This window comes from Azospirillum brasilense, from assembly GCF_008365405.1.
Classification (GTDB): Bacteria; Pseudomonadota; Alphaproteobacteria; order Azospirillales; family Azospirillaceae; genus Azospirillum; species Azospirillum brasilense_D.
In genome coordinates this window covers 137,379-160,872 of the sequence record NZ_QOKV01000016.1, presented here as the reverse complement: position 1 = coordinate 160,872, position 23,494 = coordinate 137,379, and the positions used below count along the sequence as shown (strand labels likewise).

Genomic DNA, 23,494 nt, shown 5'->3' with positions numbered 1-23,494 from the left:
AGGGCGACGACCTGGCCAGCGGCGGCGACGGCGACGACACGCTGCTGGGCGAGGACGGCGACGACACGCTGTTCGGCGGAGCGGGCGACGACCTGCTGAACGGCGGGGCCGGCAACGACGTGCTGTTTGCCGACGGCGGTGCGGACACGCTGTGGGGCGGCGGCGGCGCGGACCTGTTCGCCTTCGGGCGCAACTCGGGCGGGTCGGTGGTGATGGACTTCCAGGTCGGGGTCGACCGTCTGGCCTTCCACGAGGCGGGCATCGACCTCGGCGCGGTGATCCGCTCGGCCCGGGTGGAGGGCGGAAACACCACCCTCGACATCGGCTCCGGCGCCCGCATCACCATCCTCGGCCAGACCGGAAACGTCGCCGCCTGGTTCGGCTGAGGAGACATAAACACCAGACAGAACGGCGGGTGCCGGGGCCTTCGGGCTTCGGGCTTCGGCACCCGCCGTTTCCGTTTCCGGCGGCAGGGCGTTGCGATGCGAGCCGCAAGCTGTGGGGTTGGCTTCCGGAAGCGGAGGGCCGGTTCAAGCGCCGAACTCCGCACAACCATGATGAGAACTTGTTGAGACGCGACCGCGCGGGTTATCCTTCAGGCCCGCGCGGTCATCGCTCCACCACCTTCGCTCACCGGACCGCAGCGTTCGTGCCGACGCGGGTCCGCCCACTCTTCGCATTCGCTCAAGGACGTCTTCCAAAGTGGACATCCCCCGAATATTCACCATCAGTGAAAGCGCGCACCGCATTCACAACCCGATCACACCGGAAAAGCTCGCCACCCTCGGCGCCGCGCTGCGTCTGGAATCGGGAGCCCGGATGCTCGACCTCGGCAGCGGTTCGGGGGAGATGCTGTGCAGTTGGGCACGCGATCACGGCATCACCGGTACCGGCATCGACATGAGCCGGTTGTTCACCGAGCAAGCGAAGCTCCGTGCCGTCGAACTCGGGGTCGCCGATCGGGTCGCGTTCATCCATGGCGATGCCGCCGGATACGTCTCCGACGAGAAGGTCGATGTGGCCGCCTGTGTCGGTGCCACCTGGATCGCCGGGGGTGTCGCCGGTACGGTCGAGCTGCTGACGCGGAGCCTGCGCGCCGGAGGGATCATCCTCATCGGCGAACCCTACTGGCGGCAGCTGCCACCGACGGACGACGTTGCCAAGGGGTGCCTCGCCAACGCCATCTCCGATTTCCTCACGCTCCCGGCGCTTCTCGCGTCCTTCGGCCGCCTTGGCTGCGACGTCGTCGAGATGGTTCTGGCCGACCAGGACGGCTGGGACCGCTACGAAGCCGCCAAATGGCTGACCATGCGCCGCTGGCTGGACGCCAATCCCGGCGACGACCTCGCGGAGGACGTTCGAGCCAAACTGACTTCGGAACCGGTGCGCTACGCCACCCACACGCGGGACCATCTGGGCTGGGGCGTGTTCGCGCTGATGCCGCGGTAGCGCCTTGCCTCAATCGTGACGTGACGCTCCGTTCCGCGCCCGCAGATGGTCGATGAGGGCGCGCAGCCGTGGCGGCACCGTCCGGCGGCTTGGGTAGTAAAGGTGAAAGCCGGCAAAGGGCGGGCAGAAATCCTCCAGGACCGTTTCCAGCGCGCCGCTCTCCAGATGGGGCCGGAAGGTTTCCTCCATGCCGCAGGTGAGCCCGGCGCCGGCCAGGGCCAGCCGGACCATCATTCCCATGTCGTTGGTCGCGGCCCGCGGATTCACCGCGATGTCGAAGTCGCGGCCGTCCTCGGTGAACTCCCAGCGGTAGGGCGCCACATCCGGCGCCGGACGCCAGCCGATGCAGCGGTGGGCGAGGAGATCGCGCGGATGGGCGGGGCGGCCGGCCTGCGCCAGATAGGCGGGTGAGGCCACCACCAACTGCCGCTGCGGGGCGGAGACCGGCACCGCGATCATGTCCTGCTCGATGGCCTCGCCCAGCCGGACACCCGCGTCGAAACCCGCCGCGACGATGTCGAACTCCTCGTCGGTCACCAGGATGTCGACGCCGACCGATGGGTGGGCGGCCAGGAAGCCGGCGAGCGCCTCGCCTTCCAAAATGCTTTCCGCGATGGACGAGACGGCCAGCCGCAGCGTGCCGCCCGGCGCCCCGTGCGCCGAAGCGATGACCTCCAGCGCCGTGCCGATCTCCGCCAGCGCCGGCCGCGTCGCGGCGAGCAGATGCGCACCCGCGTCGGTCAGCCGGACGCTGCGCGTCGTCCTCTGGAGAAGCGGCACGCCGATGCGGTCCTCCAGCCGACGGACCGCCTGGCTGACGGCGGAGCGGGTGACGCCCAGGCGCTCGGACGCCCGGCGGAAATTGAGCGTCTCGGCCACCGCCAGAAACGCCGCCATGCCTTCGAAGGGATCGCTCATTGGTTAGAGATGCTAACCAGCTCATTCACGATTGGCAACTCGAACTATCGGCCGCCGGATCATAGCTTTTTCTCCGTCACCGCAACGATCGACGGAAGGGAGCACGACATGACCGCGATCACCGACAAGACGATTCTCATCACCGGCGCCTCCAGCGGCATCGGCGAAGGCACCGCCCGCGTCCTCGGCGCCGCCGGGGCGAAGCTGGTGCTCGGCGCCCGCCGGACGGACCGGCTGGAATCCCTGGCCGCTGACATCCGGGCCGGAGGCGGAACCGCCGAGATCCGCGCGCTGGACGTGACGAGCCGCGAGGAGATGGCGGCCTTCGCCGCCTTCGCGCAGGAGCGGTTCGGGCGCATCGACGTGCTGGTCAACAACGCCGGGGTCATGCCGCTGTCCCCCATGGCCTCGCTGAAGGTCGAGGAATGGGACCGCATGATCGACGTGAACATCCGCGGCGTCCTCTACGGCATCGCCGCCGTGCTGCCGGTCATGAACGGCCAGGGCTTTGGCCAGATCATCAACATCGCCTCCATCGGGGCGCTCGCCGTGTCGCCGACCGCCGCCGTCTACTGCGCGACGAAATACGCGGTGCGGGCCATTTCCGACGGGCTGCGCCAAGAGAACGAGCGGCTGCGCGTCACCTGCGTCTGCCCCGGCGTCGTGGAATCGGAGCTGGCCCACACCATCACCGACCCGGAAGCCGAGGAGCTGATGCGGAGCTACCGCGCCGTCTCCATCAAACCGGACGCCATCGGGCGGGCCATCCTGCACGCCATCGAGCAGCCGGACGACGTCGACACCAACGAGATCGTGGTCCGTCCCACGGCCAGCCACTGAGCCAGTCATCGAGGAGGATGTGAGCATGACCCACGGCACCGACACCCTAGGCCGTCCCCCCGCGCGCCTGCGCACCCTCGTCGCGGCGGGGCTCCTCGCCGCGGTTCCGGCGATGCCCGCCCCCGCCCTGGCCAGCGCCCTGACCACGGAGGAGCGCGCCAAGCGCGGCGGCGAGGTGATCAGCCGCCTGAACAACGGCCAGCCCCAGCCCACCCTGGAGCGGATGCGCGAGGAGTTCCCCTTTCTGGCGGAGGCCACCGAGGCCTACGCGCTGGGCGACGTCTGGTCCCGGCCGGGGCTGGACACGCGGACCCGCCAGTTGGCCGCGGTCGCCGCCTTCGCCGCCATCGGCGAGACGGCCTTCATGAAGATCCACGCCGGCTACGCGCTCAACGCCGGCGTCTCCGAGGACGAGTTGAAGGAGATCGTCTACATAGTGACCGTCCCGGCGGGCTTTCCCCGCGCGATCTCCGCCGCACGCACCCTGTCGGAGCTGTTCGCCGAACGCCGCCCGTCGGAAGGAGGCACGCCATGAAACGCGCCGTCGTTTTGACCGCCGCCCTGCTCGCCTCCGGCGCTGAGGCCCTGCCCGACCGCAAGGCGCTGGCCCAGACCGCCAACCGTCCCGAAGTCACGCAAGCGGATCACCCCTATGCCGGCCTGTGGGTGACCGAGGACGGCCACGTCCGCCACGAGCTTCTCCCCAACAACCGCTACGTCGAGGCGCGGGGCAACCGGGAGAAGGCGTATCAGGGCCGCTACGAGGTCACAGGCGACCACATCGACTATTGGGACGACACCGGCTTCACCGCCGACGGCGACTTCATCGACGGGGTGCTGCACCATGGCGGGATGATCCTGCACCGGCGGCGCTGACCGCCGGTTCTTTTTCCCTCCTTTTCAAAATTGTGAAGTGGACAACAGTGCCGGATGCCCGATCCGGGAAGAATGGCTGTGCAAGGGCGAGGTCTTCGGAACGAACCAGCAAAAGGAACGCCGAAGAACACGCCTCCCCCTGCATGGCACAATCCCCTGATCCGAAGGAAACGCATCAATGGCAAACGTCTATGGCACCAACAACGCCGACTATCTCGACATGATCAAGTACGGCGTCAGCAATGACTACGTGCAGGGTTACGACGGCAACGACACCATCCTCGGCTGGTCCGGCAACGACACGCTGGACGGCTGGAACGGCAACGACGTGCTCTACGGCGAGTCGGGCAACGACCTGCTGATGGGCTATTACGGCACCGACACGCTCTATGGCGGCAGCGGCAATGACCAGCTCTACGGCGAGAGCGGGTACGACAAGCTCTACGGCGGCGAGGGCAACGATACGCTGAGCGGCGGCGACACCTTCGACGACCTCTACGGCGGCATGGGCAAGGACCAAATGACCGGCGGGGCCGGGGCCGACTGGTTCTTCTTCGAGACGAAGGACAGCGGCGACATCTACGCCGGCAACGCCGACACCATCACCGACTTCAAGGACGAGGACCAGATCTGGCTGAAGGGCAGCTACAGCTACGCCGGCTCGACCAGCGCGCCCGCCGACGGCCAATACAGCATCTGGCAGAAGGACGGCAATTACGTCGTCACGTGGAACGCGGCGAACGACACCGGCTATCACGACCTGATCGTGAAGGGCGACAACCCGATGGGCGACATCTCCTTCTACTGACCCGTCTGACCAAGGTCCCCGGGCGCGCCGTCCTTCCCGGCGCGCCCCTTTCCCTTCTCCGGACGACAGGAGCGCCCTTCCCATGGCCGCACGGGAATCCCGCCGCAGCCCATCCACCGGCCCATCCGCCCACCCGCCCACCCTGCGCGCGATCCGTCGGCGCATCGCCACCGGCCTTGCCGCCGCGGGCGGATTCAGCGTCTTCCTCGCTCTCATTCAACTGGCGATGCCGCTCTACACGATGCAGGTCTACGACCGCGTTCTGGGCAGCCGCAGCGTGGAGACCTTGGTGGCCCTGTCGCTGCTGGCGCTGGGCTGCTTCGCCGTGTTCGGGCTGGTCGAGGCGATCCGCGGGCGGCTGACCCAGGCCATGGGGCATCTCGCGGCGCGCAGCCTGACCATGGACGCGCTGGAAGCGTCGATGGGCGGCCTGCTGCGCGGCGGCGCCAGCCGCCCGGCCCAGGTGCTGCGTGACCTCAACGAACTGCGCCAGTTCCTGTCCGGGCCGAGCCTCACCGCACCGCTCGACGCGGCACTCAGCCTTGTCTTCCTGCTGTTCCTGACGCTGATCCACCCGCTCTACGGTCTCGTCTGCGGCGGCAGCATCCTCTGTCTGGTCGGGGTGAGCCTGCTCGGCCGCATGCTGACCATGCCGGGTGCGGCGGAGGCCAACCGCGCGCTGTGCCGCCACGGCGCCGAGGTCGAGGCGGCGTCGCACGGCGTGGAGGCCGTCGCCGCCATGGGCATGATGGGCAATCTGCGGCGCCGCTGGCAGACGGTTCAGGACGATCACCTGCGGCTGGTCAACCAGACCGCGGGACGGGCGCAGGCCGTCGCCTCGCTCGCCAAGGTCTGCCGGATGACCGCCCAGGTGGCGATCCTCGCCGCCGGCACGATGCTGGTGCTCGACCGGCAGGTGTCGCCGGGCAGCATGCTGGCCGCCTCCATCCTGATGGGCCGCGCGCTGGCGCCCTTCGAGCAGCTGATCGACTCCTGGCGGAACTGGTCCTCGGCCCGCGAGAGCCTGCGCCGCCTGCGCGGCCTGTTCACGGCGGACGCGGCGCCCGCGCCGGGCGTCCCCCTGCCCCGCCCCAGCGGCTCCCTGCTGCTGGACCGCGTGACCTACGTCCCGCCGGGGTCCGACCGGCCGACGCTGCGCGGCCTCTCCTTCTCGGTGGAGCCGGGCGAGGCGGTGGGCATCGTCGGCCCCTCGGCGGCGGGCAAGTCCACGCTGGCCCGGCTGCTGGTCGGCGTGCTGGAGCCGACCCAGGGCGGCGTCTATCTCGACGGCCACAATGTGTGGCGCTGGCACCGCGACGACTGCGGGCGCCATGTCGGCTATCTGCCGCAGGGCGTCGGCCTGCTCGGCGACACCGTGGAGGACGCCATCGCCCGGCTGGGCGAGCCCGACCCTGCGCTGGTCACCGCGGCGGCGCGGCGGGCCGGCGTGCATGAGATGATCGGCCGACTCCCCGACGGCTACCGGACGGCGATCGGCGAAGGCGGCGCCCTGCTGTCCGGCGGGCAGAGGCAGCGCATCGCGCTCGCCCGCGCCCTCTACGGCGATCCCCGCCTGCTCGTTCTCGACGAGCCAAACGCGAACCTGGACCAAGCCGGCGAGGCGGCGCTGCTGCGCGCCATCGCCGAGGCCAAGGCCGGCGGCGCCGCCGTGGTGGTGATCGCCCACCGCCGCTGCGTCCTCGACGCGGTGGACCGCATCGTCGTGCTGCGCGACGGCATGATCGACCAGACCGCCACACGGGCCGAGATGGTCCGGCGGCTGGGCGCCGCCACCCCGCAGCCGGCGACTGCAACCCTTTGATTGGAGATGTCGAGATGACGACGATCGACACGCTGCTGGGCCGAAGCTCCATCCCGGCGGAGCCGCGCCGCGCCGAGCCCTCCATCGGCGGAGCGGTGCGGGCGGGCTGCGCGGTGATCGCCCTGGCGCTGGGCGCCGGGCTCGGCTGGGGCTTCCTCGCCCCGCTGGACAGCGCCGCCCATGCGCCGGGCACGGTGGTGGTGGACGGCAACCGCAAGACCATTCAGCATCTGGAGGGCGGCATCGTCGCCGAACTGGCGGTGCGCGACGGCGACACGGTGGCCGCCGGCCAGCCCTTGCTCCGCCTGGAGGGGACGCAGAGCCGCGCCACCCTGGAGGAGCTGTCCACCGAACAGGCCGCTGCCCTGGTCCGCATGGCCCGCCTGCGCGCCGAATACGCCGGCCAGCGCGCCTTCTCCGTCCCGGCGGAGCTGGTGGATGGAAGCGCCGCCGCCCGGCGCGCCCTGGCCGTGCAGCAGCAGCTGTTCGCCTCCCGCTGGACCCGCCACGATGGCGACATGGCCGTGCTGCGCGAACAGCGCCTGCAGGCCGAGCGCGAGGTGACCGCCCACCGCGCCCAGGAACGCGCGGCGGCGGAGCAGATCGTCTACATCGAGGAGGAGTTGGCCGGTGTGCTCGACCTCTTCAACAAGGGGCTGGAACGCAAGCTGCGGGTCCTGTCGTTGAAGCGCGCCATGGCCGACCTGGCCGGCACCCGCGATCAATCCCACGCCCGCGCCCTGCTGGCCGAGCAGGCGGTGACGGTCGCCGACACCCAGCTCCACGCCAAGGAGACGGCCCGCCGCTCCGACATCGCCGCGGAGATGGAGGAGGCGCAGAACGCCCTGGACCAGACCGCCGCCCGTCTGAAGGCCGCCCGCGACGCGGTGGAGCGCACGGAGATCCGCGCCCCCGTTCCGGGCCGCGTGGTTGGGCTGACCGTCTTCACCGTCGGCGGCGTGGTGAAGCCGGGCGAGCCGCTGATGGACATCGTGCCGGACAGCGGCCCGCCGACCATCGAGGCGCGCATCGACCCGCTGGACATCGACGTGGTGAAGGCCGGCCAGACCGCTCAGGTCCGCCTCAGCGCCTTCAAGCCCCGCCGCACGCCATCGATCGACGCCACCGTCGTGGACGTTTCCGCCGACCGCCTGACCGACCCGACGACCCACGCCCCCTACTTCGTGGCCCGCATCCGCCCTCTGCCCGGCGCGCTGGAGCGCATCGGCCCGGCGGCCCTGCATCCGGGCATGCCCGCCGACGTGCTGATCGCCACGGGCCAGCGCCGGGCCATCGACTATGTGCTGGCGCCGTTGCAGGACGCCATGGCCCATGCGCTGACGGAGGATTGAGGAGAAGGCGTTGCCCACCATCGACGTCAGCAGCGAGGCGATCAGCACGCCCGGCCATACACCGGGAACGCCGGTCGAAGCCCCCGGTTCGGTCATGTCAAACCACTGGCTTTTCCTGAACCCCTGACTGATTCCGACCGAGGTCCGATAAGGGTGCGGATCAAAACCCCGCCTCGATGGCCTCAAGCCGCTGCGCTTGCTTGGCTCGGGAGAGGTTCCGATCCGCACTCTGAACGGGCTTCAGGCTTTAAGTTCGCTAACCTTTTCCACGAAAGCGCCCGTTGCCCGAACGTTTTCAAGCACAGCGTCAATGGAGCGCTGAATGAATTGACTGCTATCGCCAGCAACAGAGCGGGCGAGATCAGTGCCGATGTTTGCGATACCACCGGACTGGATAGAGAAGCTCGTGAACATATCGAGGCTCACGCCATCTTTGTACGGCCAAAGACACACATAGTAACCCGTGCTTTCACCATAACCGGCCATGCTTTTATCAGCGCCAGTCGCGATGTATGGAGCATCCTGGCAGCTTGGCACCTGAATGCGACTTCCCGAAGCCTCGGCAAGTGCACCCAGCTTGCTACCCGAGAATGGGCTTTTCAACTCAAGGCGAGCGGGTTGAGCTGCCAGTTGAGCTGGGGGAAAGCTACGGTCGATCTTAACCGAATCGGCATTCGTCCCTTGAAGCCCCTTTGTAACCGCTGCGGCAACTTCTTCATAGGACACTCCCGCCACTCGATAAGTGGTAAGCGACCGTGTCGTTTGCTGAGTCGGCTTCGTTTGGCACCCGCTCAAAAGCAAAGTGACGGCCGCAGCAGCAGCGAACAAAGAGACGCACTTCAACGCTCAACCTCCTTTAGTAGAACGGGAGGTTATGAATACACCAAATTTCAGATAATGCGAACGATTTGGAGGCCAACCCAATGGCGAAAGCCTCCAGCAGAAGAACCACGTGAGGACGCGGCAGTCGAACACCGCGCCAAGGAGACGGACCGGAAGTGCCGGCAACGTCGCCGATCACCAAACTGGAACACGCGCGGAACAGCGGCGGCAGTGAAGGCTTCTAACCGGTTGTCCAACTGCTCTCCGCGGAGAGGAACGCAAAATGAAAAAGGCCAGCCAATCCGTTGGATTGACTGGCCTTCATGATGGTAGCAGCGGAGGGATTTGAACCCCCGACCAAGGGATTATGATTCCCCTGCTCTACCACTGAGCTACGCTGCCATCGTGCTTACCATCATCTCCCAGCGCGGTCCGTTTCGGTGTTGGCCGCCGCGGTTCGTGCCGGGGCCGCTTATGTATTCCAGGGGAAGCGGGGTGTCAACGCCGAAATTTCACCTTTTGCGAAGTTTTCGTCAGGCTCCCGTTCCGGCGATCCAGCCGCCGCCCAGCACCCGGTCGCCCTGGTAGACGACGCAGGCTTGGCCGGGGGCGACGCCGTATTGCGGCTCGTGCAGTTCGGCCTGCGCGGTGCCGTCCGCACCCAGCCGCCACACCGCCGGAGCCGGCGGCTGGGCGGAGCGGAGCTTCACCTCCACCTCCAGCCCCTCGCCGGGGACTAGGGCGGGGCCGAGCCAGTTGACCTCGCGGATCGTCACCACACGGCGCGCCAGCTCGCGGCGCGGGCCGACGACGACGCGGCGCTGGCCGGGCTCCAGGCGCACGACGAACAGCGGCTCCTCCTCGCCCCGGATGCCGCCGATGCCCAGCCCCTTGCGCTGGCCCACGGTGTAATGAACCACGCCGCGGTGGCGGCCCAGGACGCGCCCGTCGACGTGGACGATGTCACCGGGCTCGACCGAGCCGGGGCGCAGCTTCGCCACCACGTCGGCGTAGGAGCCGTTGGGGACGAAGCAGATGTCCTGGCTGTCCGGCTTGGCCGCCACCTCCAGCCCGTGGCGCTCGGCCAGCGCGCGGGTCTCCGGCTTGGTCAGGCCGCCCAGCGGGAAGCGCAGGAACTCCAGCTGCTCGCGCGTCGTGGCGAACAGGAAGTAGCTCTGGTCGCGTCCGGGATCGATGGCGCGGTGCAGCTCCGCCCCCGCCGCCCCCTGGACGCGGCGCACGTAATGGCCGGTCGCCAGGGCGTCGGCGCCGAGGTCGCGGGCGGTGTTCAGCAGGTCGCGGAACTTGACCCGCTGGTTGCAGCGCACGCAGGGAATCGGCGTCTCGCCGCGCAGATAGGTGTCGGCGAAGTCGTCGATCACGTCCTGGGAGAACTTGCCCTCGTAATCCAGTACATAATGCGGGATGCCGATGCGGTCGGCCACTTGGCGGGCGTCGTAGATGTCCTGCCCGGCGCAGCAGGCGCCCGGCTTCTGCAGGGCGATGCCGTGGTCGTAGAGCTGGAGCGTGATGCCGACCACGTCGTAGCCCTCCTCCCGCAGAACGGCGGCGGTGACGGAGGAATCGACGCCGCCGGACATGGCGACGACCACGCGGGTGTCCTGGGGACGCTTGGCGATGCCGAGGGAGTTGGCGTAGGAGATCATGGCGCCCTATATGGGCCGGTTCCCAAAAAATTCACCACCGGAGAACCAGGGGCGCCGCGCCCGCGAGCGGGCTGGCGCGCCGCTTCCCCGGTGGCGGGTGCGGACCGCGGCGACCCCGCAAGGCGCCGCGGCGGTGCGTCAGCGCATGGCGTTGTTGGTGCCGCCGGGAAGGCGCACGGCCAAACCGTCCAGTTCCTCGCTGATGATGATCTGGCAGCCCAGGCGCGAGGTCTTGGTCAGGCCGAAGGCGAGGTCGAGCATGTCCTCCTCGTCCTCCGAGGCCTCGTTCAGCACGTCGAACCACTCCGGCTCCACGATGACGTGGCAGGTCGAGCAGGCCAGCGAGCCCTCGCAGGCGCCTTCCAGGTCCAGGCCGTGCTTGTGCGCGACCTCGAGCACGGACAGGCCGAGCGGGGCGTCCACCTCGTGGCGGGTGCCGTTCGGCTCGATGAAGGTCATCTTGGGCATTGGGGTGCTCTCCTGAACAAAGGCGTCGGTGTGCGGTGGCGATGGTTAGGGTGACGTCGGGGCAAGGCTGGAGCGCCGCGTCCGGGATTCGGCCGCCAGCGCCTCCAACCGCTCCAGCCGCGCGAGGATGCGCGCGGCGTTGTCGGTCTGCCCGTTGCGGAAGGCAATGGCAAGATACTTGATGCAACTTTCCACGCGCTGCCCGATGTCCTGGGCCAGCCGGTCCACCGTGGAGACATCCGGGGCGCCGTCCAGCCGGTCCGCCAGCGCCGTCACCTCCTCGTCCTCCTCCGCCGACAGGGCGACGGCGGGGGCGTCCAGCAGGTCCAGCAGATAGCGGGCGCGGCGCACCGGGTCGTGCAGCGTCTCATAGGCTTCGCCCAGGGCGTCGGCCTGAGCGCGGGCGTTGGCCTGCTGCCGCGCGCCGCGGGCGGCGAAGCGCTCCGGGTCCATGGCGCGGGAGAAGCCGGCGTGCTGGCGGGCCAGAGCCTCCGGCTCGATGTCGAAGCGGCGCTCCAGCCCCAGCCGGGTGAAATGGTCGAGCGCGCGCGGCGCCTGCACCGCGCCGCAGGAATGGCAGAACATCGCGCGCGCCGCGACCGAACGGCCGCACATCCAGCATGGCTCCAGATCGCCGTCGATGGTCCCGGCGATGCCCTTGGGAGCCTCTCCCTTGGGAAAGCGCGGCGGGCCGGAATCGGATGTCGTCATGCTTGCCGTCCGTTGAAACGCTGCACAGGTCGGCCGTAAGAGCGGCGGATCGCCGTCCCTTCGGCCGGGTGATACCCAGAAGCGGGGCGCCGCGCAACCTTACACGGACCGCGGCGGGAGGTGGAGGTCATGGAGAGGCGATTACGCCGCAGGGGCACGGGCCAGCCTTGCCGCCATCGCGGCGTAGGCGGCGGCGAAACGCTCCACCGCCGCGTCGTCGCTGTCCCAGCCCAGGCTGATCCGGATGGCACAGGCGGCATCCCCGGCGTCCTCGCCCATGGCTGCCAGGACGTGGGAGGGCTTCACCTTTCCGCTGGAGCAGGCCGAGCCGGCGCTGACCGCCACCCCGGCGAGGTCCAGCGCCATCACCTGCGTCTCCCCCGCCACGCCGGGCAGCAGCAGGTTGCTGGTGTTGCCGACCCGCGCCGCGCCGGACCCCATCACCCGCGCGCCGGGAACGGCGGCGAGCGCCGAAGCCTCCAGCGCGTCGCGCAGGGCGGTCAGGCGGGCGCTGTCGGGAAGCTCCTCCCGCGCGAGGCGTGCGGCAGCGCCGAAGCCGGCGATACCGACGACGTTTTCGGTCCCGGCGCGGCGGCGCTTCTCCTGCCCGCCGCCGCGGATCAGCGCCTCCGGCTCCAGCCCGTCGGCGAGGATCAGCGCGCCCACCCCGGCGGGACCGCCGATCTTGTGGGCCGACAGGGTTAGCAGGTCGGCGCCAAGCGCCCCGAGGTCGAGGGCCAAGCGCCCCGCCGCCTGAACGGCGTCGCAATGAAACAGCGCGCCATGGGCATGAGCGATCCGCGCCGCCTCGGCCACCGGCTGGATCACGCCGGTCTCGTTGTTGGCGAGCATCAGGGAGACCAGCGCGGGACCGTGCCCGTCGGCAAGCATCCGGTCGAGCGCGGCGAGGTCCGCGACACCGTCGCGGCTCACCGGGAGGCGGGCGGCGCCGGGCACCGCCTCCAGCACCGAATCATGCTCGATGGCGGAGGTCACGACTTGCCGGCCCGGAAAGCCGCGCAGCGCCAGATTGTTGGCTTCCGTCCCGCTGCCGGTGAAGAAGACCTGGGCCGGCCGCACCCCGGCCAGGGCGGCGACCTGGGCGCGCGCCTCCTCCACCGCGCGGCGGACCTTGCGGCCGAAGCCGTGCACCGACGACGGATTGCCGGCGAGATCCATGGCCTGGATCATCGCCGTCTTCACCGTCGGCTTCAGAGGCGCCGAGGCGTTGTGGTCGAGATAGACGCGGGTCATCGGAGCGAAGAGCCGGAGGGCGCTCCCTTACTCCGCCGCGACCGCGGCACCCTCGTCCGCCGGCTGCGGTCCGCGGATGGTCAGGCTGCTGGTGCCGATGATCCGGCGCTCCACCACGTCGGCCACGGTGACCGAACTGAGATACATGTGGATCTGGTTGCCCAGCTCCTCCCACAGGTCGTGGGTCAGGCAGCGCGAGCGGTTGGTCCGGCAGCCCTGCGGCGTCCCGTTGGCGCAGCGGGTCGTGCGGATCGGCTCGTCCACCGCCAGGATGATGTCGGACACCCGCGTCGCGTCCGCCGGATGGGCCAGCAGATAGCCGCCGCCGGGGCCGCGCACGCTCTTGACCAGACCGCCCTTGCGCAGCTTGGCGAACAGCTGCTCCAGATAGGAGAGCGAAATCTCCTGCCGGTCGGCGATGTCGGCAAGGGCGACGGGGCTCCCCTGGCTGGTGGCAGCAAGATCGACCATGGCCATGACGGCATAGCGTCCCTTGGTGCTGAGTCTCATTTTACCCTCCTTACCCTTCCTTCACCCCGGCCCGACCGTCCAGCGGATCGGCGCCAAGCCTCGTGTTTGTGTTTGGTTCAACAGGACGCCGCCGGACCGCTCTCGACGGACACCGGTTCGCGCACCCCATTGTCGGGCCGGGCGGTCCCGTTGGGAACGCCCGATGTTTCGTATACGGATGAATTATGCGCGTCGCCGCGCTCCGATTCCAGTTCCTCGACGCGCCGGCGCAGAGTCGACACCTGATCGAGCAGGCCGTTCAGCGCGCGCGCCACCGGATCGGGGATGTCGCCGCAAGGCGTGCCGTAGGGCATGAACTTCTGCGTCTCGACGCGGTCGCGCGTCACCACCGCCTTGGCCGGGATGCCGACCACCGCGATGCCCGGCGCCACGTCCGCCACCACGACGGCGTTGGCGCCGACGCGGGCGCCGCGCCCGATGGTGATGGCGCCCAGCACCTTGGCCCCGGCCCCGACGATCACGCCGCTTTCCAGCGTGGGGTGGCGCTTGCCCTGGTTCAACGAGGTGCCGCCCAGCGTCACCCCGTGATAGAGCATCACGTCGTCGCCGATCTCGGCGGTTTCGCCGATGACGACGCCCATGCCGTGGTCGATGAAGAAGCGGCGCCCGATGGTGGCGCCCGGATGGATCTCGATGCCGGTCAGCGCGCGGGCGATCTGCGAGACGGCGCGCGCCATCAGGTGCCAGCGGCGATCCCAGCAATAGCGCGCGACGCGGTGCATGACGATGGCGTGGAAGCCCGGATAGCACAGAGCGACCTCGGCCCGTGACCGCGCGGCCGGGTCGCGGGCCATGATACCGTCGATCTCTTCGCGAAGATGCTTGAACACCGGAACACCCGCCGTGGTATAGTCCGCCCTCTTGCCGGAAGAGGTGATCTTTCGCAAGAGCCCTCGACCCGTGCCTCGCCGGTCGCGCGGGTTGCCCTTTAAGGACGCATCGACGCATATATGATGACCAAGCAAAACGGTCAAGAATTGTGTGCGAAAATTCCATGCTTGTCCATGGGCAACCACGTCCGCTTGCCGTGGCGTCCGCCCGCCGCTCCGCCGGTGGTCCGGATCACCTTATATTCGCGTCAGGATCGCCGTTCCCATGCCTGAAGTGATGATCAACGGTCCGGCCGGACGTCTGGAAGGGCGCTACACCCACGGCACGATCCCCAACGCGCCGATGGCCTTGCTGCTGCATCCGCACCCGCATCACAACGGGACCATGAACAACAAGGTGGTCTTCACCCTGTTCCAGTCCTTCACGAAGCGCGGCTACTCCGCCCTGCGCTTCAATTTCCGCGGGGTCGGCCGCAGCCAGGGCACCTATGACAAGGGCGAGGGCGAACTGGCCGACGCGGCGGCGGCGCTGGACTGGCTGCAGACCCACAACCCCAACGCCCCGGTCTGCTGGATCGCCGGGGTCTCCTTCGGGGCGTGGATCGGCATGCAGCTCCTGATGCGCCGCCCGGAGATCGACGGCTTCGTGTCCGTCTCGCCGCCGGCCAACCTGTTCGACTTCTCCTTCCTGGCGCCCTGCCCCTCCTCAGGCCTGATCATCCACGGCGACAAGGACGAGCTGGTTCCGGGGGCGGCGGTGAACAAGCTGGTGACCAAGCTGTCGCACCAGAAGGACATCCGGATCGATCACCGCGTCGTGCCCGGCGCCAACCATTTCTTCGCCAACCGCAGCGACGATCTGGCGGTGCAGGTGGACGATTATCTGGACCGCGCGATGGGCAACCCCGTCGCCGCGGTGGCGGAGTGAGGGCCATGACCATCCTTCGCCTCGCCATCATTACCGGCGTCGCCGCGTTCCTGCTGTCCGGCTGCAGCAACGCCCAAATCGCCAGCACCTTCGGGAACTGGTGCAAGCACGCCGACAACTGCACCGACAACAGCCGCCCGCGCCCGTAACCTCCGGCGTCACACCGGGTGGAAGCGCCCGCCGGTCATCGGCCGGGGCACGCCGGTCGTGGCCGGCAGGCTGAGCGGCAGGCCCTTGCGGCTGCGCACCGCCAGATAGGCGAAGGCTTCGGCCTCCAGCGCGTCGCCGTTCCAGCCCACCGCCTCCACCGGATCGACGGGCACGCCCAGCCGGTCGGCCAGCATGCCCATCAGCGTCGCGTTGTGCCGACCGCCGCCGCAGACCAGCCAGCGCAGCGGCGCGTCGGGCAGATGCGGGACGATGCGGGCGACCGAGGCGGCGGTGAAGGCGGTCAGGGTCGCCGCTCCATCCTCCAAGGACAAGCCACGGACGGGCGCCGGGTCGAAGGCGTCGCGGTCGAGCGACTTCGGCGCCGGCTGCTCGAAATAGGGATGGGCAAGCAGCGCCGTCAACGCGGCCTCGTCCACGTTGCCCCGCGCCGCCAGCGCCCCGCCGGAATCGTAGCGGGCGCCCTGGCCGGACAGCACCCAATCGTCCACCAGCGCGTTGCCCGGCCCGGTGTCGCAGGCGATGACCGCGTCCTCCCCCGCGCCGATCCAGGTGACGTTGGCGACGCCGCCGATGTTCAGCACGGCCAAGGGGCGCGGCAGGGCGTCGGCCAGCGCTTGGTGGAACAGCGGGACCAGCGGGGCGCCCTGCCCGCCCGCCGCCACGTCCGCCGTGCGGAAGTCGTTGACCACGGCGATGCCGGTCGCCTGCGCCAGCCGCGCCCCATCGCCGATCTGCCAGGTGCGGCGCTGCGCCGGGTCGTGGAAAATCGTCTGGCCGTGGAAGCCGATCAGGTCCACCGCGGCGGCCTCCGTCCCGGCCTCGGCCAGCAGGCGGCGCACGGCGTCGGCGTGGGCGTCGGTCAGGGCCCGCTCGACCGCCTCCACCGGCCCCTTGCCGCCGAGGCAGGAGCGCAGGTCGGTGCGGAAGCCGTCCGCGTACGGGATGGTGACGAAGGCCAGCGGCTCCACCCGGCGTTCGCCGTCGGTGCGGACCAGCGCCGCGTCGATCCCGTCCATGGAGGTGCCGCTCATCAGCCCGACGACCGTCTGCATTCCTTATCCCAATCCCATGTCGAGGCAGCCCCGAGAATTGTGGGGCCGCGCGTTCCATGCTAACAGACGCGACCCTGGACCCTACCACGACAGCCGGATCGCGGCCATGACGACGCTGACATCGGATTTCCTCCGCACGCTGCAGGAACGCGGCTTCATCCACCAGTGCACCGACCTCGCCGGGCTCGACGAGCGCGCGGCGAAGGGGCCGATCATCGCCTACATCGGCTTCGACTGCACAGCGGACAGCCTGCATGTGGGCAGCCTGCTGCCGATCATGATGCTGCGCTGGCTGCAGAAGACCGGCCACAAGCCGATCGTCCTGATGGGCGGCGGCACGACCAAGATCGGCGACCCGTCGGGCAAGGACGAGGCGCGCCAGCTCCTCACCGACGAGATCATCAACGCCAACATGGCGGGCATCAAGCGCATCTTCGGGCGCTACCTGTCCTTCGGCGACGGGCCGACCGACGCGGTGATGGTCAACAACGCCGACTGGCTGGACGAGCTGAAATACATCCCGCTGCTGCGCGACATCGGGCGGCACTTCACGATCAACCGCATGATGACCTTCGAATCGGTCAAGCTGCGGCTGGACCGCGAGCAGCCGCTGACCTTCCTGGAATTCAACTACATGATTCTCCAGGCCTATGATTTCGTGGAGCTGTTCCGTCGCGAGAAGTGCATGCTCCAGATGGGCGGGTCGGACCAGTGGGGCAACATCATCAACGGCGTCGAGCTGGGCCGCCGCACCGACGGGGCGGAGCTGTTCGGCCTGACCACCCCGCTGCTGACCACGTCGTCGGGCGCCAAGATGGGCAAGACCGCCGCCGGCGCGGTGTGGCTGACCGCTGACAAGCTCAGCGCCTATGATTTCTGGCAGTATTGGCGAAACACCGAGGACGCCGACGTCGGCCGCTTCCTGCGCCTCTACACCGAGCTGCCGCTGGACGAGGTGGCGCGGCTGGAGTCCCTGGAGGGCGCCGGCATCAACGAGGCCAAGAAGATCCTCGCCCACGAGGTGACCAAGCTCGCCCACGGCGAGGCGGCCGCCCTGGAGGCTGCCGAGACCGCCCGCCGCACCTTCGAGCAGGGCGCCGCCGCCGAAGGCCTGCCCAGCATCGACGTGCCCCGCGCCGAGCTTGAGGCCGGCGTCGCGCTGGTGGATCTGCTGGTCTCCGCCGGGCTGGCCGCGTCGAAGGGTGAGGCGCGCCGCCTGATCAAGGGCGCCGGCGCGAAGATGAACGACGCCGCCATCCCCGACGAGGCCGCCAAGGCCACCGCCGCCGACCTGAACGCCGACGGCGTCATCAAGCTGAGCGCCGGCAAGAAGCGTCACGCGCTGGTCAAGGCGGTGTGAGGCACCGCACCCGCCACGTGACGCCCCCTCTCACCCCGGAGAGGAACGCCACGTGGCGGGTGCCGCCGCCGGAGCAATGGAAGCGTCCATCTGACATCCATCCACCGGCCGCGTCCCATCCAAACTCGGAGAGGGCCGGGAAGGTCGATACAACTCCGGGAACACCACCGATTGAACACTAGACCCAACTTCTCCTCAAAGCCGGGCTCCGCAGTTTATTGACAGCCTAGAATTGTCAATGCTCTACTTTCAGAACTTTGATTGGGGGGTGTCATGACGATTCGGGTTCAGTTTGTTCAAAGAGGCAGCGAGGGAGGACGGGAGCTTTACAACAAGTCCTACATCGGACTCAGTCGTGATGGAAACCCATCCTCACCTGCCTCCGTAAAGTGGAGAATCGAGGGTGCTGGCATTAATCCAGCTGATGCCGATGATTTTGGCGGAACATTCCCAAGCGGAACACTTGACTTTGGGCCGAGTCAGACCGCAATACTCTACATTACATTTCAAGATGATGAAATAATTGAGCCGAGCGAAGATTTTAACGTTATATTCTATGATCCGATTGGCGAAACCCTGAGCGAATATGAGTTCTTGAATAAAGTTAATATGACAATCGGAAATGACGATGCATCCGCATCGATCGCAGCATTTAACGTTGAGCTTGTAGAAGGCGATAGCGGCAAAAGATATTTTTACTATTCAATTGATCTATCGAGCAGCACGGGGAAGGTGACTTCGGTTGACTGGGCATTAACAGGAACCGGGGCGAACCCGGCGGATGCCGCCGACTTCGGCGGTACGCTGCCGTCCGGCACCGTTACCTTCCAGGGCTGGGAGAAGACGCGGATGTTCGCGGTGGAGGTTTCCGGCGACACCACGGTGGAGCCGGACGAAACCTTCACGATAACCCTGTCCAACCCGAACGGCGTTGCTCTCGGCACCACCACGGCAACCGGGACCATCCGCAACGACGACACCACGCTCTCCATCGCCGCGCTGGATGCGACGAAAGCGGAAGGCAGCAGCGGCTCGACCGCCTACACCTTCGAGGTCACCCGCGCCGGAAACATCGAGGGCAATTCGACCGCCAGCTATGCGGTGACCGGGACCGGGGCGAGCCCGGCGGATGCCGCCGACTTCGGCGGCACACTGCCGTCCGACACGGTCAGTTTCGCTCCCGGTGAAACCCGCAAGGTCATCACCATCAACGTTTCCGGCGATTCCACCGTCGAGGGCAACGAGACCTTCGGCGTCACGCTGACGAACCTGCGATACGCGCCCATCGCGACGGCGAGCGCCATCGGCACGATCATCAACGACGACATCGAACCGACACGCCGCCTTGCAATCGTCTCTGACGGCGTAAGCCGCGACGTCGAGATGCAGCGATACTCCGGGCCCGTGTCGTGGCTTCAGAACATGCACACCGGGAGCGACACCAACGAAGCCATGCGCGGCACCGACCTCGCCGATTTCGTCAACACGCTGGGTGGAGACGATGCGATCGACGGCGGCAAAGGGGACGACGTGCTGGATGGCGGTCTCGGCTCGAATTTTCTCACCGGCGGCGCGGGTTTGGACACATTTTTCGTGGACGGGCGGAGCGGCGGAGTTACCTGGTCCACGGTGACCGACCTCGAAAAAGGGGAGTTGGTCACCTGTTGGGGTTGGAAAGAGGGCACGTCCAAGCTGACCTGGGCCGAAATGTCCGGAGCCGAGGGGTACAAGGGCGCCACGGCACACATCGACCTCGATGCCAATGGCAGCATCGATATGAGCATAACCATTTCCGCCAAATCCCCGGCTGCGGTCGTCGCCATGACCGGGCAGGTCGGTGACGCGAGCTATCTCGCCTTCACACTCTCCTGACCCCTCTCCCAGAGCCCCGGCCGCAGACGGGGCTCCCTTCATACCGCCCCGCTACTTCACGAAGGTCCCCGGCGAGGGCGCTTCCTTGCCATCGCCGCCCTCGCCCAGGAAGAACAGGTTGCGCAGGAAGCCCGGCGCCAGCATGGCGAGCGGGTTCACCGTCACGTCCGGGTCGCCCAGTGGGCCGCGGACGTGCCAGGTGGCGCTGAAGATGCCCTGCCCCTCGCCGCCGCTCAGCGCGTCGCCCAGCAGCGGGATCTGGCCGAGCAGACGGTTCAGCCCGTAGATGGGCACGATGGTGCCGCGCAGGTTGGCGGTGTCCGTCTCGATGTCCACCTCCCCCGACAGGGTCAGGCCGAGCGCGGAGCCGGAGGTGCGCAGGTCCTTCACGGTGAGCAGGCGCCCCTCCTTGCGGTAGTCGCTGACCGCCCGCCCGAAGCGGATGCCCTTGCCGCCACCCATCAGCTCGGCGAAGCCGGACGGGGAAATGGAATTCAGGATGCGGGCCAGCACCGGTGGGTCGACCAGCGCGTAGTCGGTCAGCTCCATCCGCCCTTCGATGGCGGCGTCGGCCCGCGGCTCCACCGTGCGGCCGGTGATCGCCAAGGCGCCGCCCTGCACCCGGTCGTTGATGTCGAGCGCGTGGAAGGTCGCGCCGGCGTCGTTGGCCGAAATGGCCACGTCGTAGAAGCCCTGGGCACCCGGCAGGTAGCGCAAGGACACCGTCCCGTCGCGCCCCGCCTTCGCCGTCACGTCGAGCGCCGTCCAGGACAGGCTGTCGCGCTTGATCCGCCCGACCACGTCGGACAGATGACGGCCATCCCCGAAGACGACGCGATTCAGCTTCAGGTCGAAATCGAGCGGCAGCGGCTTCTTGTCGGGCGGTCCCTGCTTCTTGCCTCCCGGCGGGTCGGCCTTGCCGGCCAGCACGCGGGCGTCCAGGCTCTGGCCCGTGATGGTCCCGGAATAGCCGTTCTTGCCGCCGTCATGCACCGTCACGTCGGCCTTCAGGTCGGTCTGACCGACCGACATCTGCCCGACCGCCACCTTGGTGACGGCCATGGTCTGCGGCGCGAGATCAACGACCGCCTGGGCGCGCAGGCCCCCGGCATCGACGGACAGGCCGGTGATGCGGGTCACCCGGTCCTTCTGAAACTCCAGCGCCAGCTTGCCGGTGCCGGGAACACCGGGCTTCTTCTCCCAGCCCAGCTCGTCGATGCGCAGGTGGGTCTTTTCCAGGTTCAGACCGGCGGTCAGCCCGAAGCGGCGGCGCTGGTCCACGGTGAACAGCACGTCCGCCCCCAGCGGCCCCGCCACATGCTCGCCGAGGTCGATGCCGTGGCTGCGCAGGTCCTGGGCGTCCACGTCGCCCTTCACGGCGATGCGGGTGCGCGGCCCCTTGGCGGTGGAGGTGAACTGCTCCTTCCAGTCGATGGTGACGGGGATGCCGTCCAGCTTGGTGTTGCCCTTGACCGTCATGGCGTTCATGTCGAGCGCCAGCGTCAGGTCGCCCTCGGTCGCGGTCAGCCCGGCGGCCACCTTCTCCACCCCGACGCCGCGCAGCTTGGCCGCGACGTCGAGGTTCAGCTGCTCCACCTTCAAGTCAACCAGCAGCGGGAACTGGAAGTGGAGCTGCGCGTCGGCCTGCCCCTGCGTCCGCTTCGGGTCGAGGTCGAGGCGGCTGGGATAGCCCAGCGGTGGGCTGTCGAGAACCGTCAGGATGGTACGCACCGGCCCGCGGACCGGGACGCGGATGTCCATGGTCTCCTTGCCGGTGTCCAGACCGCCGATGACGATCGTGCCCTCGCCGAGCTGTACGTCGTCGATGCGGCCGCCCTTGGTGTGGATGGTGAAGGTCTTGCCGTCGGTTGACACATCCGCCCCCAACCCGGTGACCTTGGGCAGCGGGTGGAAATAGTCGACCGTCATGTCCTCGGCCTGGATGCCGGCCTGGAAATGCGTCACGTCGATCGCCGCAAGGTCGGACAGCGGCCCGCTGGCTTGGACGGTGGCCGTCGCCTCCGGCACGACGCCGTGCGACAGGTTTTCGGTCACCCACTCCCGCGGGTTCTTCCCCACCCCCAGCGGCCACAGCCGGGGCAGCTCGTCCGCCGGCACCCGCTTGGCCGTCACGGCGGCCTCCACCGACAGGCGGGCGTCCGGCGTGCCGAGTTGGGCGATGGTGGCCTGCGCCGTTCCCTCCACAGTCGGTCCGCCGAGGTCGACCGTCAGCCGCTCCACATCCAGCCGGCCCAACCCCAATTGGCCCGAGGCACGGTCCCCGGCCACCGTCAGGGCGGCGGAGGCGACGGGCAGCGGTTCCGGGAACAGGTCCGGCCGGACGACTCGCCCGGTGCCGGCCGTCAGCGCCGCCCGCCCGCTGCGCGGCTGCCCGTCGGGGTCCAGCTCCAGGCTGGCCGTGCCGGACAGGGGAAGCTGCGCCGCGGCGAGCGGCGCCAAGGCCGGAGCGAGCCCGGCCAGCGCGGCGGGCACCAGCCCGTCGAGCGTTGCGGCGACCGACGCGCCCTTGTCAGGGACCTGCGTGCCGTCGAGGTCGAGCGAGGCCCGCTCGCCACCCGCCGTCAGGTCGAGCCGCAGGCTGCCGCTGCGCTGCCCGCCCTGCTCCCGCAGGTCGCCCCGCCCGGCCATCGCCATTCCGTCGAACGCGAGGTCCAGCCGCTCCAGCTCCGCCCGCCGGCCCGGCACGTCCAGCCCGCCGCGCAGCCGCAGGCGGTCGACGCGGTAAGGGTCGGGCCGCAGCGCGGGCAGGCTGACCTCCCCCGCGCCGCCCTGCAGGTCGAAGCTGAAGCGCACCGGCTCGAACCGCGAGTCCAGGGTCGCGTCGATGCGCCCGCCCAGCGGCACGGTCACCGCCGACAGCGGCGCCAGCAGCGGGCCGATCTTGGCCAGCGCCGCCGGCTGCAGGCCTTCGAAGCGGGTGGACAGCGCGGTTTCCGCGTCGGCCATGCGATGGACGCCCGACGCCTCCACCGCCGCCGTCCGCCCGTCGAGGTCGAGCAGAAGCTGCGCCCCGCCGACGATCTCCGTCCCGTCGCGGGTCAGCACGATGTCGGCGCGGTTGGCGTGCCAGGAGAGCCCCAGCATCCGGTTCGTCACCGTCAGGTCGGCGCCGATGATGGTCAGCCGCCGCAGCAGGCCCAGCGGACGGGCGATGTCCGGGGGCTGCATCAGGGTGGCGACGATCTCCCCCGCGAAATCGGGGCTTCCGGCCGGCTCCTCCTTCTCCGGCTCGCCGGGAGACGGAAGCGAGCGCACGTCGAAATCCAGGCTGCCGTCGGCCCGGCGCACCACCTGGAGGCGCGGCCGCACGAGGTCGAGCCGGGTCGGCGACAGCTTGCCCTGGAACAGCGCGCGCACCGAGAAGCCGACGCCCAGCTCCGGCACCGCCGCAAGCTCGTCCCCCTCGGCGTTGACCGCATGCACGTCGATGGCGCGCAGGTCCAGCCGGGTCAGACCGTCGCTCTCCTCCTCGTCCACCCAGGACAGGACGAGCTGGCCGACATCGACGCGGTAGCGGCCCTGCGGGTCGCTCAGCGCCTTCTCCACATAGGGTGTCAGCGGGTCGAGCGCGATCGGCCCCTGGGCCAGCCGCCAGGCGAACAGCCCGCCCGCAACGCCGACGACGACGACCGCGCCCGCGGTGGTCCAGGCGAGAAGCTTCGCGGTGCGCCGGATCACGGACGGTGTCCCGGCGACGATGCCCGCGTGTTGTCACAGTTGACCGGACCCGCGCGACCGCGCA

At 68.9% G+C, this 23,494-nt stretch carries 21 protein-coding genes, 1 tRNA gene and 1 pseudogene; 12 read left to right on the top strand and 11 right to left on the bottom strand.

The features are described 5' to 3' along the window. Positions 1 to 386, top strand: a pseudogene (locus DS837_RS33140) (calcium-binding protein); the annotation flags it as partial. Between the two features lie 316 nt (positions 387 to 702). After that, on the top strand, positions 703 to 1,449 hold the full coding sequence (locus DS837_RS22365; protein ID WP_149166762.1) for an SAM-dependent methyltransferase: 747 nt from the start codon (positions 703 to 705) through the stop codon (positions 1,447 to 1,449). A 9-nt stretch (positions 1,450 to 1,458) separates the two neighbouring features. Here the strand turns inward: DS837_RS22365 and DS837_RS22360 are convergent, their stop codons facing one another. Further along, entirely contained in the window at positions 1,459 to 2,367 is a 909-nt protein-coding gene (locus DS837_RS22360; protein ID WP_149166761.1) for a LysR family transcriptional regulator, read from the bottom strand. A 108-nt stretch (positions 2,368 to 2,475) separates the two neighbouring features. Here DS837_RS22360 and DS837_RS22355 point away from each other — a divergent pair, with 108 nt between their 5' ends. The 6 genes from DS837_RS22355 (at position 2,476) to DS837_RS22330 (ending at position 8,065) form a co-directional block, all read left to right on the top strand. Beyond that, positions 2,476 to 3,207, top strand: coding sequence for an SDR family oxidoreductase (locus DS837_RS22355; RefSeq protein WP_149166760.1), 732 nt, complete (start codon positions 2,476 to 2,478; stop codon positions 3,205 to 3,207). A 25-nt stretch (positions 3,208 to 3,232) separates the two neighbouring features. Then, on the top strand, positions 3,233 to 3,742 hold the full coding sequence (locus tag DS837_RS22350) for a carboxymuconolactone decarboxylase family protein (protein ID WP_149166759.1): 510 nt from the start codon (positions 3,233 to 3,235) through the stop codon (positions 3,740 to 3,742). Next, on the top strand, positions 3,739 to 4,083 hold the full coding sequence (locus DS837_RS22345; protein ID WP_149166758.1) for an Atu4866 domain-containing protein: 345 nt from the start codon (positions 3,739 to 3,741) through the stop codon (positions 4,081 to 4,083). The genes DS837_RS22350 and DS837_RS22345 overlap by 4 nt, the downstream gene beginning before the upstream one ends. Before the next feature lie 178 nt (positions 4,084 to 4,261). Beyond that, the gene (locus tag DS837_RS22340; protein WP_145622308.1) at positions 4,262 to 4,891 is read left to right on the top strand and encodes a calcium-binding protein; all 630 of its coding nucleotides are present in this window, start codon (positions 4,262 to 4,264) and stop codon (positions 4,889 to 4,891) included. An 82-nt stretch (positions 4,892 to 4,973) separates the two neighbouring features. Continuing rightward, a complete protein-coding gene (locus tag DS837_RS22335) occupies positions 4,974 to 6,713 on the top strand; it encodes a type I secretion system permease/ATPase (protein ID WP_149166757.1) in 1,740 nt (579 codons plus the stop codon). Positions 6,714 to 6,727: 14 nt separating this feature from the next. Beyond that, a complete protein-coding gene (locus DS837_RS22330) occupies positions 6,728 to 8,065 on the top strand; it encodes an HlyD family type I secretion periplasmic adaptor subunit (RefSeq protein ID WP_149166756.1) in 1,338 nt (445 codons plus the stop codon). Between the two features lie 240 nt (positions 8,066 to 8,305). Here the strand turns inward: DS837_RS22330 and DS837_RS22325 are convergent, their stop codons facing one another. From DS837_RS22325 to cysE, 8 genes are all read right to left on the bottom strand, one after another. Further along, on the bottom strand, positions 8,306 to 8,791 hold the full coding sequence (locus DS837_RS22325; RefSeq protein ID WP_149166755.1) for a hypothetical protein: 486 nt from the start codon (positions 8,789 to 8,791) through the stop codon (positions 8,306 to 8,308). Between the two features lie 423 nt (positions 8,792 to 9,214). Further along, positions 9,215 to 9,289 (bottom strand) — tRNA-Met (locus DS837_RS22320). Positions 9,290 to 9,420: 131 nt separating this feature from the next. Then, on the bottom strand, positions 9,421 to 10,554 hold the full coding sequence (gene mnmA, locus DS837_RS22315) for a tRNA 2-thiouridine(34) synthase MnmA (protein WP_149166754.1): 1,134 nt from the start codon (positions 10,552 to 10,554) through the stop codon (positions 9,421 to 9,423). A 138-nt stretch (positions 10,555 to 10,692) separates the two neighbouring features. After that, positions 10,693 to 11,022, bottom strand: a complete 330-nt coding sequence (locus DS837_RS22310) for a ferredoxin family 2Fe-2S iron-sulfur cluster binding protein (RefSeq protein ID WP_035672428.1) — start codon at positions 11,020 to 11,022, stop codon at positions 10,693 to 10,695. Between the two features lie 45 nt (positions 11,023 to 11,067). Further along, positions 11,068 to 11,733, bottom strand: a complete 666-nt coding sequence (locus tag DS837_RS22305; RefSeq protein ID WP_149166753.1) for a molecular chaperone DnaJ — start codon at positions 11,731 to 11,733, stop codon at positions 11,068 to 11,070. Positions 11,734 to 11,874: 141 nt separating this feature from the next. Next, complete coding sequence (locus tag DS837_RS22300) at positions 11,875 to 12,987, bottom strand: cysteine desulfurase family protein (RefSeq protein ID WP_149166752.1); 1,113 nt, start codon at positions 12,985 to 12,987, stop codon at positions 11,875 to 11,877. 27 nt (positions 12,988 to 13,014) lie between these two features. Continuing rightward, positions 13,015 to 13,497, bottom strand: a complete 483-nt coding sequence (locus DS837_RS22295) for an Rrf2 family transcriptional regulator (protein ID WP_014239836.1) — start codon at positions 13,495 to 13,497, stop codon at positions 13,015 to 13,017. A gap of 77 nt (positions 13,498 to 13,574) precedes the next feature. Beyond that, the gene (cysE, locus tag DS837_RS22290; protein ID WP_149166751.1) at positions 13,575 to 14,405 is read right to left on the bottom strand and encodes a serine O-acetyltransferase; all 831 of its coding nucleotides are present in this window, start codon (positions 14,403 to 14,405) and stop codon (positions 13,575 to 13,577) included. Between the two features lie 208 nt (positions 14,406 to 14,613). Between cysE and DS837_RS22285 the strand changes: the two genes are divergently transcribed. Together DS837_RS22285 and DS837_RS32160 are read left to right on the top strand one after the other, a co-directional pair. Beyond that, positions 14,614 to 15,276 carry an alpha/beta hydrolase gene (locus DS837_RS22285; RefSeq protein ID WP_014239834.1) on the top strand — a complete coding sequence of 221 codons (663 nt, stop codon included), beginning with the start codon at positions 14,614 to 14,616 and terminating at the stop codon, positions 15,274 to 15,276. 5 nt (positions 15,277 to 15,281) lie between these two features. Next, a complete protein-coding gene (locus DS837_RS32160; protein ID WP_170295946.1) occupies positions 15,282 to 15,425 on the top strand; it encodes a hypothetical protein in 144 nt (47 codons plus the stop codon). Between the two features lie 9 nt (positions 15,426 to 15,434). On the opposite strand, the gene DS837_RS22280 is transcribed toward DS837_RS32160, so the two are convergent. Next, entirely contained in the window at positions 15,435 to 16,499 is a 1,065-nt protein-coding gene (locus DS837_RS22280; RefSeq protein ID WP_149166750.1) for an anhydro-N-acetylmuramic acid kinase, read from the bottom strand. Positions 16,500 to 16,605: 106 nt separating this feature from the next. Between DS837_RS22280 and tyrS the strand changes: the two genes are divergently transcribed. Continuing rightward, positions 16,606 to 17,859 carry a tyrosine--tRNA ligase gene (gene tyrS / locus DS837_RS22275; protein ID WP_149166749.1) on the top strand — a complete coding sequence of 418 codons (1,254 nt, stop codon included), beginning with the start codon at positions 16,606 to 16,608 and terminating at the stop codon, positions 17,857 to 17,859. A gap of 273 nt (positions 17,860 to 18,132) precedes the next feature. Then, positions 18,133 to 19,731: a Calx-beta domain-containing protein gene (locus DS837_RS22270; RefSeq protein WP_149166748.1), complete on the top strand. Its 1,599-nt coding sequence runs from the start codon at positions 18,133 to 18,135 to the stop codon at positions 19,729 to 19,731. Positions 19,732 to 19,782: 51 nt separating this feature from the next. Here the strand turns inward: DS837_RS22270 and DS837_RS22265 are convergent, their stop codons facing one another. Beyond that, a complete protein-coding gene (locus DS837_RS22265; protein WP_149166747.1) occupies positions 19,783 to 23,430 on the bottom strand; it encodes a YhdP family protein in 3,648 nt (1,215 codons plus the stop codon). Positions 23,431 to 23,494 lie beyond the last annotated feature (64 nt).